The organism is Weissella fangxianensis (assembly GCF_024718545.1).
Taxonomy (GTDB): domain Bacteria; phylum Bacillota; class Bacilli; order Lactobacillales; family Lactobacillaceae; genus Weissella; species Weissella fangxianensis.
This window is the reverse complement of record NZ_JAMXDB010000051.1, coordinates 1-9,517: the sequence shown is the minus strand read 5'-3', so window position 1 is coordinate 9,517 and position 9,517 is coordinate 1. Positions and strand designations below refer to the sequence as shown.

Sequence of the window (9,517 nt, the reverse complement as noted above, 5' to 3'; positions counted from 1 at the left end):
ACCTCGTATCTGTTTTTTTTCGTCGATTACATTTTACGCCGGTATCTTATTGGTGTCTTTTTGTTTGTGAAAAAGGCGAAATAAAAAGCGTGAAATTTTTAGTTTCACGCTAGAAAGTATAGAGCCTTTTTCTTTGGGACACTTTTACATAGGCTTTTAAAAATTCGTTACGATATCGGTAGTTAATCAAAGAAATAAATTATTGAAAGGTGGCATTTTTATGCAAGGTTACAATTATCGTGAATTTTCACCAGGTAACAATATCTGGCAAAAACAACCTCGATTGCTATTTTTAAATTTTGAACGACTCGCCGTACTGGGGGGCTTCTTCCTCTTTACGTACATCATGCTCTCCAAAGCATTTTCTTATCAATTTACTTTTTCCAAAGGCTTTTTTCTGGTGGTTATGGTCGTGACGGCAATTTATGCGATTCTACCAGCACCCAGTAACCCCAATAGTTTAGTGATTGATGAAGTGTTTGTGCGTGGTCCTAAAACCGTTAGTTCACAAAGTCTTCATGGGTCGATGAAATGTATGCCACTGGAGAAGGAGGATTAAATGGGATTCAAAAAAGCCAAAAAGCAAAAATTTTCTCTCAAGCAACTTGCTGAATTACGCCGGCCGCAAGTCGGTGTTTTAGATTTATTGCCGTTTAAACGCTTCGAAGGTGACGATAACTTGTTAGTGTTAGCAGGTGAAAACAAACAAGATGCTGGCTATATGGATATGTTAACGATTTACGGGAAGGATTTAGATTTCGTTTATGGAGTCGGTTCTGAAGGGGCTTCTAATATTATTCGAGATTATCATTTACTACTCAATACGTTTACCAGTGATTTTGATATTATCATCACACGAATGGCAGCCGAAACAACGATTCAACAACGGGCTTGGTTAGCTAATCGGCAAGCGATTGATCAAGAAATGGCCCAGACTACCGATCAACGTCGTTACCGTCAACTACAACTGCGTTATCAATTAGTAACTCGCCAAATAGAAAGTTTACGACATGTAGCAGAAAACGTGAAGCACCAAAGTTATACGGCGTTTATTTACGGGGAGTCCGCAGCAGAAACCCGGACCGCCAGAGAAATCTTTATGAGTTCCGGCGGACGGGCGATCACAGCTCAACCAATGTCATTAGATAAAAAAAAGACGATGTTGCAAATCTTACAAGATCCAACACAGCAACTAAATCAATAGCAAAAAAGGAGGTTCCTTATGAAACGCAGTGTTGCGGCTAAATTACGCAATCAAGGGTATGACTTAGATTTAATCTGGCAGGTTCAAAATCCGAGTCCAACTATTTACCATTCAGATTATATTCATTTTGGTAATGGGGTCGGCACCATCGTGACGATTTATGACTATCCCAAAGAAACCCAACAACAAATGTGGTTCCGTAATTTGTTGGATACGGATAATACAATTACGATTCTTAAAGTGGGAACTGAAAGTCGTGCCAAAGTCGAAAAAGCCTTGCAAGATGCGGCTAATGCTAATAACGCCATCTTAGGGGACAAATGGCAAAATGACCAGCGCAAGTTGTTAGCCAGCAATGAATACCAACAAAATATGGCCGATTTAAACGATGCGTTGAATGGCCAAGAAATTTATAAGCGTCTGTATGTCCGCGTGTTATTTACGGAACGTACGATTGAAAAATTACGTATGAAACTAGATGACCTTCGCCAACGGTTGAGTAACTATAAATCAATGGTTTATGCCGGTGAAATGGCTAACCACATGCGTCAATTCTTTGTACCTGCAATGAAAGTACAAGATTTAGCGTTGAAAGATAAGGGTTTTCCGATAAAATCTTACTCATTGGCAGGTACCTATGCCTTTAATCAAACGTTTTTGGCAGACGCGCGTGGTGCAAACTTGGCCACGACGTTTCAAGGTGGCGAAGTGACGTTTGATCCGAGTCACTCTGATGGTAAACACCGCACAACGGCTTATAACTTAATCATTGGTGACGCCGGTTCAGGAAAATCAACCTGGATGCATCAACAATTAGATCCACTCTTTGCCCGTGGTGATACGATTTGGTTATTTGATCGGACCCGTCGCTATTTCCCACATATTCAACAATTAGGGGGACTGATTTTAACGATGGATGGTTCCCAAAATCGGGTTAATATTCTGCATGTCTTCGGGACGGTCCTAGATGAAACTGGTCAAATTGATGTGATTAATTCTTTCTTACAACACTTAGAAAAAGTCAAAACGTATTATGCCACGTTAAATCCTGAAGCAGGTGTTGGTGAATTAAATCTATTCATGGATGAATTACGTCGCTTTTATATCGAAGATCAAGAAATGTGGTCATATTCACCAGAAGATCACCCAGAAGAATTACGGATTATTGGTTTGGATGCCAATGCTTATCCGACGTTAGAAACATTTATCAGTTATCTGCAAGCGCGTCTGTTGAATGCTCGTGATTTTACGGGGAATAATCGGGAACGACTAGATAACATTGTGATGGTCCTTAATAATCTCTTAAACCAGTATGGTTCAAAGGTTAATGGGCATACAAACGTTCCTGATTTATCAAATGAACAACTTATCATGTTCGATACTGCTGGGATGTCCGAATGGGACCCAAAGGTTTACGCAGCCCAGTATTTTAGTATCATGTCCTTGATGAATTCCTATGTCGTGATGAATGGGTATGAACAACTTGCACGTGAACAACGTGGTGAGTTCACCAAAGAAACCGTCGCAGATGGTACAGCAGCTCCTAAATATTTTTGGTGGATTCAGGATGAGGCAGACGATGTCATCAATTATATGAACCCGTTAGGCATTTCCTTTGCTGACAAAATGATGCAACAGCAACGTAAGAATTATTTTGGCTTGTTTATGATTTTCCCTGGTTTAAAAAACGTGTTACCCACGGGACAACAACAAGATTCAGAAGAAGCCCGTGCCATGACCGATTTTTTCAATCGTTTTCAAAATCATCACATTGGGCGGTTACCAGAAGATGATAAAAACCGTTATGCCAACGTGACGAGTCGTTCAGATGCCACGCCGGATCAGTTAAATACGTTACCGATGCTGCAAGTGGGACAATTTCTATTAATCTTACGTGGCTTCCAGTCCATCTTTATAACGGCTTACCGACCAACTGACGAGGAACTACGGATGTATGGTGGGGGTATCTAATATGAGTAAACACGAAAAGAAACCAGCAGTAAGTCGTTTGCATCGGTACAAGCCCAGTACGATTCGTGCAGATGCAGAACGTGATTACCAGCACTATAAGGAGACTGGTGAGTGGCCTAAAAAAGATCCAACTGTGGTGAAACGCACACTGCGCTTATTATTAATCACCGTCGTAATTTTCTTAGTGTTGGGTATTATTTTGTTGCTGCAAGCGATTGGGGGTTAGCCGATGAAAAAAGCCATCACAATTTGGTTTTGGGTTAAAGTTTTAATTCCGGTACTACTTGTTTTACTGGGTTTGTTTTTCTTTTTTCTGGTGGTCATCAGCTTATTAGCCGGTGGCGGCGGTGATGATAGTAGCGTCTGTTACCCCAGCAATAACGATACACCATCCGGTGCAGGTATTGGTGGTGATTGGAAAGACAGTAAATCAAATACTCACAAAGCGATGCAGACCGCAGCAGATAAATTTAAAAATGAGTTACATATGAGTGGTGATAACATTGCGGCTGCGTTAGCAGTTGGCTTGCGTGAAAGTCAATTTAATCCCAAAGCCGTTAATCCTGGCGGTCAAGTGAAAGGAATTTGGCAATGGGGTGCCGGTAATGTGAATGGTAACCGATATAAAGATACGCAGGACAATGTGGATAGTCAAATCAACTTAGCCATTAAAGAATTAAAGACGACACATGCAGCGACGTTATCAGATATGCACAATGCTGACTTAACCCACTCACTGGAAGCCTGGGACGTGCATTTTGAAGGTGTTACTGCTTCCGATCCGCAACGAAAAGCCACGGAAACTTTAGCCACCGCACAAAAAGTCAAAAAAGTCTTTAAGTTAGATTTTTCCGGCAATTTAACAGATTTAACGGGTGGTGATTCAAACACGGCTCAAGGTGGGGCAACCTTAAATCCAAATAATTGCCCGCCTTCAACGGGGACGAGTTCTGGTTTACCAATTAAAGGACAGTACAATATCACCGGTGGGTATCCCAATTATCAAGGTGCCGGCGGTAGCCCACATTATGGAGTGGATTTCCAAACGGTCGGCGCGAAAGAAACGGGTGATGCCAGCAATGTTTATGCTGTAGCCGACGGTAAGGTGTGTGCCAAAACCTCGGATTCAACCGGTGGTAATTATGTCGTGATTAAAAATAATGATGGTAGTTATACCTATTACGGGCATGCCCCTTCACAAAGCTCTATCGTCGTTAATAAAGGGGATACCATCCATAAAGGGCAACATATTTCACACCAGGGACAAACAGGTCTAGCAACGGGTGTGCACGTGCATTTTGGCGTCAACAAAAAGAAGCCGGCCTTTGCACCACAATCCGATGGGTTAGTCAGTGGCGGTGATTATCTATCAAGGGTACCCCGCAAAGCTGTTCCAGCTAAAGGCCAAACCGTACCTGCAGGTCCATTCTCAACGGATCAAACCAAAGACAAAAAGTAGGTGAATGATGAAAGTCAAACAATATGCAAAAACGATTGTCGTCTTATTAGCCAGTCTAGCGATTGCAGCTGGTGGATATTGGACCTGGCAGAACTACACTTACCATGACACCAAGCAACCGCAACAAATTTTACAGCAACAACAAACAACGCAAGATGACGTTGTGTTGATTTTTCACAAAACCGGTTGTCCCGACTGTCAGCAAGTAGTCCGCCAAGTCAATCAAACGATTAAACAAGGCCAAGCCGATCATTACGTGATTGTCGACACGAAAGATTCAAAATTATACCAAAAATACAATGTTATTGAGGTGCCAACTGTGATTCATTTAAGAGGTGGTCAAGAAGTTGCACGATACTCGGGGGACAATAATCCCCAACGATTGACAAAAGTCATTAAAGCAATAAAGGAGTAAAGGTTGATGGATAAACCAAAGCTATATCGGAGCCTAGTCAAATTGGTTTTAGGATTAAGCGTTCTCTTTGCCGGGTTAGCGATTATCTACTGGCAGCAACAAACCAAACAACAACAGATTACGCATAATCAAATACAACAAGTGCAAAAGAAGCAACGAGCGACGCAAAAACAACAGCAAAAGCAAGAAAAATTGGTTAATGATGCAATTTATCAAAAACGTACGGTAGCTTTTTTAGACCGTGCCTTAGCCAGTGCAACCAAGAAAGGTGACATTACTGCCAAAGATGAGACCTACGGTAATGCTGATGCTTATACAGCGATTCAAGCATTGGCTGGTATGAATAGTGGCATGAAACTATCCCAGTACGATTTGCAGTTTAACAAAATGGCCGATGGGGAAATTGTCGGTGATGGTCAGATTGAAATTGAAGCCTTTGGTGTCTCGGATGATAAAAAAGCGAAAACCAGGCATACGAAAGCAAAATTTACGGTGTTAGTCACATTAAGTAAATACCAGCATCAATTACGCGTCGAAGATATTCAATTAGGGGAGGTGAAAGCAAGTGAGAACGCCAACGACACAACCTACTAAGCGCTTTTATTTTATTTGGGGTGGCTTGAGCGTGGTGGTAATTGTTATCGGTTTTGTTTTTATTTTCATGGGTGCTAATCAAAAAGCAACACAAACCCAACAGCAAGACCACTTACAGCAACAACAAACGCAACAAAAGGTATCCAAATTTGAACGGGAACGCCCCCCTATATAGTCAAACAGAAAAACGATTGGATACCTTTATGAGTGCTTACTTTAATTACGACGATCAAAAAGGCTATAATCACCGTCGTAAAGCGGCCAAAAAAGTGGTCAGTCAGGCTGTGTATGACAATCGAAAATTATTCAAAGAAGATAAGTATAGTAAAACCCGCCAGTTAGGCTTACAGTCAACCTTTGTAAAAAATCAAATTATCCCGACGAAGATTACTGATCAACAATTAGAAGCCACGGTTTATACAACTCAAAGATTGAATTTTGAAGATGAAGATGGCAAAGACACGGTGAAAGTCTTTCAGATAACGTATGATGGAGAGACTGATAAATTAGTGAAAATTGAGCAACGAGGAATTTACAATATCGCTGTTGATAGCACGGAAACAGTTGATTAGTAAATGTAAATAAGAAAGGTGGCAGATATGAACTGGATACCACAACTTATGGCTGCTGGTCAGGGGGATTTAAGTAGTTCGGCTGCAAAAGAATTAGGACACGCTTTATGGCAAAATTCTGCACAGGGTCATTATATTGTTGATTATGTTAAATATTTTAGTAACCTAATTGAGTTAAGTGAATTTTTACGGGTGACACAAGTTCATTTACGTACAGCAATGGTCAAAGCTGATCAACATGGTAGTCGTCAATTTAGAATGAATGATCATGTTATTCGGTTTAATAATAACGAGGGTTATCAGTCTTTTTTAAAACCTAAAAACTTCTAAAAAACTTAACTGACTTAGGTAATTAGATTTTAAGGAGCAACTGTTCATTTGGTATTTTGCACTGTCAAGTTGAACGGTTGTTCTTTTTAGTTTAAAAATTTCTTTGGGACACTTTTACATAGGCTTTTAAAAATTCGTTACGATAGGGTTGCACTAGAGATAGTGATAATAATTATTTTGGAGGTCACATTATGACAACAGTAACAAAACCTTGGTCACGAGGATTATCCGCAACCGCTCTTAGTGCTGGGACAGCTTTATTGGTCAGCAGTCAAGCTACTTTAATTCATGCTGCCGCACTAGAAGAAACTGCTAAGAATACCGGAAGTAAGGTAATTACTTTCTTAATTTTACTAACAGTTGTTTTAGGGGCGATTGGGGCTGCTTTAGGAATTGCTATGATGGCATCAGGTAATCAAATGCTACATGCTTCTGGTACCAAAAAAGTGATGATTGGTTTAGCCAGCATCGTTGGAATTCTATGCTTAGGTTTGGGGGTTACCTGGATTGTTCAAACCGTTACCAGTGCTGGTGGTGGCTTTACTTGGCAATGGCCATTTTAAAGGAACAAATTAACTCGAAAGGAGGTCAGATATGCCCTGGTTGAAAACAAGAAAACGACCATCGATTGATTTAGGTGCTTATCGGGCACAGATTGTTAAATCTAACTTGGATCGTGAAAATCCATTAATCAAAAATATCATTGCAGAAACCGGTCAAATTGCACAAACGTGGCCGAATTTAAAATTAGATGAATTAAAAGCACTGACAGAAAAATTACAACAAATCGTGGCAACGGCAACAGGTGAAGTTGTCCCGTTAGGTGACGTTAGTTTTTTTACAGTTGATCCGCAAAATCCCAAAAAGGTGGTTGAAACGGGTATCACGTGGGAAAAAGCCACTGTTAAGCCGGATATGGAAAATTTTGTTGTAGAAACGGTTAATCAAGTTTTGAATGATGAACAAGTTCGTTTAGATGATGATTTGACTTATACTGACTTAGCGGAATCCTTAACCAGTTTTCTGGCAGCCAGTCGTGATTTAGGTGGCTTTGCTTATCAAGAGTTACCAGAATTACCAAGTGAAGAAAAATATGTAGAAGCTGTAGAAAATAATCAAATTATTCATTTATTACCTAAACGTTTGATAGTTAGTGAAGCAGCGCCCGTTGGACAGCAAGCTAACGAGCAGGACAGTAATGCTGATGTGCAAGTAACACCAACTAAACAGGAAGTGAAGTCATCAGAAGCTGCATCTGAATCAATTAGTGCCACTAGTCAGGCATCATCAGAAGCAACGCCTGCAGTAGTCCATGATGAACCGGTTAAAGCACAATTCGTGACACAGTCTGATAACAGTTCGGTCACCATCGCTAGTCTGATTAAGGCTTTTGATGTGAAAACGTCGTTTTTTAAGACCGCATCAATTGATGAACAACAGGTTGTGGTCCCGGAAAGTGATAACTATGTTGATGTGATGATGGCGCGGGAAACACAAGAAGCTAATACTTTCATGCAACAAACTGCTGATAAAGTGGCCGATGCTTATCGAGAAACTTTGACGCAAAACATTGCTGATGTGCATGAGGATACACAAGCCATTGATGAGTTACTTGCGACGGATTGGCAAACCCCTGTTAAACAACAAGTGACACAACGGCATACCAAAGATTATGGGGAACGTTTAGATAATTCACTACGAGCGTTAGAGTCCGATTATCAACAAGCTGTGGCAGATGAAGAACAACGCCATACACAAACATTAGCTAAACTTGAACAAAATTTAACGGCTGATAAAGCAAAGACCACGGAGAAATTAACAGCCGACCGTGATCAAATTATTCAACATGAGATTGCCCAGATTATTACAACGCAAACGCAATATATTGAACAGGAAGTGCAACAATTACGCTACAATCAAGCAGAATTTAAACGTCATAAGGTGATAGATCAAATTGTTGCTGGTCAAAAAGAGGCTAACGAATTATTGACGAATACTTATCGACAATTATCAAGTGGTCTTGAAGTGCACCGCCAAGATTTTATTCAAGAACACGAGCAGGCCCTGGGCATCCGTCAGGATTCTGACCAAGCACAAGCTGAAAAGGAGCGCTTGCAATTTGCCAATGCTGAAGTGCTTAATCTTGAGGAACGTCATGATCAACTCAAGTCAGTTAGAATAGACCTGGAAGGTCAAATAGGTCAATTGAAAGCAGAATCTTCTAAGTGGCAGTTCCGTGCTGAAACAGCGCAGGAAGACTTAGAACGTGTGAAGCAACAATTGGCCACTGTTAATCAACAATATGAGCATCGCTTGCAGAGTGATCAAGTTGATTTAGCGCAGCATCAACAACTGGCACAACAAGCCCGCCAAGCAAAGTTAGCGAAGTGGTTACATCCATTTAAAAGTCGGCAAAAAGCAACTGAACATGTCTCACAATCGTGAGCAAACCCGTCATGCCTGGTGGTCAGTTTTAGACTGAATGAGGTTCGATTCCTGATCATGATGATTGCTGAATGATCAGCAACTAATAAGACATTAAACATCAGAGGAGAGGGGGGACGTAATAAGAGTTTAAAGAGCAAGGCTCTACATTATATTTATTAAGTACTGCTTTAACAAGGTCAGGTATTGGGATTTTAAGATAATAATGTCGTACTATCAAATAATTCAAAATTATTTCCAATTCATGATATTTTATATATTGAATAAATGGAATTTTTTGTGTAGCAAATTAAATATAGATAATTGCTTTTTTATGATTCTCTATATTTTTACTACAATTAGATTGTTTCTTCTGTCGGTCCATGAAATCCGGATTGATGCACAAAAAAAGCCAGCAAAGTTGTGAACTGAACCCCAAAAATTGGAGAGAAGTTTAAGCAACTAACTGGTCGGAAAGATTTCGGTATTGAACCGGAGTTTTTCCGGCCAGTTTTGTTTTAATCCGTTTATTATTGTAGTAATAGATA

The 9,517-nt window shown here is 40.3% G+C and carries 13 protein-coding genes; 12 read left to right on the top strand and 1 reads right to left on the bottom strand.

Annotated elements, in window-relative coordinates:
- Positions 1-220: 220 nt before the first annotated feature.
- The 12 genes from NGR58_RS09410 to NGR58_RS09355 all read left to right on the top strand — a co-directional run bounded on the left by NGR58_RS09410 (position 221) and on the right by NGR58_RS09355 (position 8,990).
- Positions 221-559, top strand: coding sequence for a hypothetical protein (locus tag NGR58_RS09410; RefSeq protein ID WP_063067207.1), 339 nt, complete (start codon positions 221-223; stop codon positions 557-559).
- Positions 560-1,204: a hypothetical protein gene (locus NGR58_RS09405; protein ID WP_258089253.1), complete on the top strand. Its 645-nt coding sequence runs from the start codon at positions 560-562 to the stop codon at positions 1,202-1,204.
- 18 nt (positions 1,205-1,222) lie between these two features.
- Positions 1,223-3,175, top strand: coding sequence for a type IV secretion system protein VirB4 (locus NGR58_RS09400; protein ID WP_258089252.1), 1,953 nt, complete (start codon positions 1,223-1,225; stop codon positions 3,173-3,175).
- Position 3,176: 1 nt separating this feature from the next.
- Entirely contained in the window at positions 3,177-3,401 is a 225-nt protein-coding gene (locus tag NGR58_RS09395; RefSeq protein WP_258089251.1) for a hypothetical protein, read from the top strand.
- Between the two features lie 3 nt (positions 3,402-3,404).
- Positions 3,405-4,634 carry a phage tail tip lysozyme gene (locus tag NGR58_RS09390; protein ID WP_258089250.1) on the top strand — a complete coding sequence of 410 codons (1,230 nt, stop codon included), beginning with the start codon at positions 3,405-3,407 and terminating at the stop codon, positions 4,632-4,634.
- 7 nt (positions 4,635-4,641) lie between these two features.
- Entirely contained in the window at positions 4,642-5,049 is a 408-nt protein-coding gene (locus tag NGR58_RS09385; protein WP_258089249.1) for a thioredoxin family protein, read from the top strand.
- Positions 5,050-5,055: 6 nt separating this feature from the next.
- Complete coding sequence (locus tag NGR58_RS09380; protein ID WP_258089248.1) at positions 5,056-5,643, top strand: hypothetical protein; 588 nt, start codon at positions 5,056-5,058, stop codon at positions 5,641-5,643.
- Entirely contained in the window at positions 5,615-5,818 is a 204-nt protein-coding gene (locus NGR58_RS09375) for a hypothetical protein (RefSeq protein WP_258089247.1), read from the top strand. Before NGR58_RS09380 ends, NGR58_RS09375 begins: the two co-directional genes overlap by 29 nt.
- A 28-nt stretch (positions 5,819-5,846) precedes the next feature.
- The gene (locus tag NGR58_RS09370; protein ID WP_258089246.1) at positions 5,847-6,215 is read left to right on the top strand and encodes a hypothetical protein; all 369 of its coding nucleotides are present in this window, start codon (positions 5,847-5,849) and stop codon (positions 6,213-6,215) included.
- Between the two features lie 27 nt (positions 6,216-6,242).
- Positions 6,243-6,545, top strand: a complete 303-nt coding sequence (locus tag NGR58_RS09365) for a hypothetical protein (RefSeq protein ID WP_137600842.1) — start codon at positions 6,243-6,245, stop codon at positions 6,543-6,545.
- Between the two features lie 191 nt (positions 6,546-6,736).
- Positions 6,737-7,108, top strand: a complete 372-nt coding sequence (locus NGR58_RS09360; protein ID WP_137600843.1) for a hypothetical protein — start codon at positions 6,737-6,739, stop codon at positions 7,106-7,108.
- A 31-nt stretch (positions 7,109-7,139) separates the two neighbouring features.
- Complete coding sequence (locus NGR58_RS09355) at positions 7,140-8,990, top strand: hypothetical protein (RefSeq protein WP_258089245.1); 1,851 nt, start codon at positions 7,140-7,142, stop codon at positions 8,988-8,990.
- A gap of 433 nt (positions 8,991-9,423) precedes the next feature.
- On the opposite strand, the gene NGR58_RS09350 is transcribed toward NGR58_RS09355, so the two are convergent.
- On the bottom strand, positions 9,424-9,516 hold the full coding sequence (locus NGR58_RS09350; protein ID WP_407077141.1) for an IS3 family transposase: 93 nt from the start codon (positions 9,514-9,516) through the stop codon (positions 9,424-9,426).
- Position 9,517: the final 1 nt, after the last annotated feature.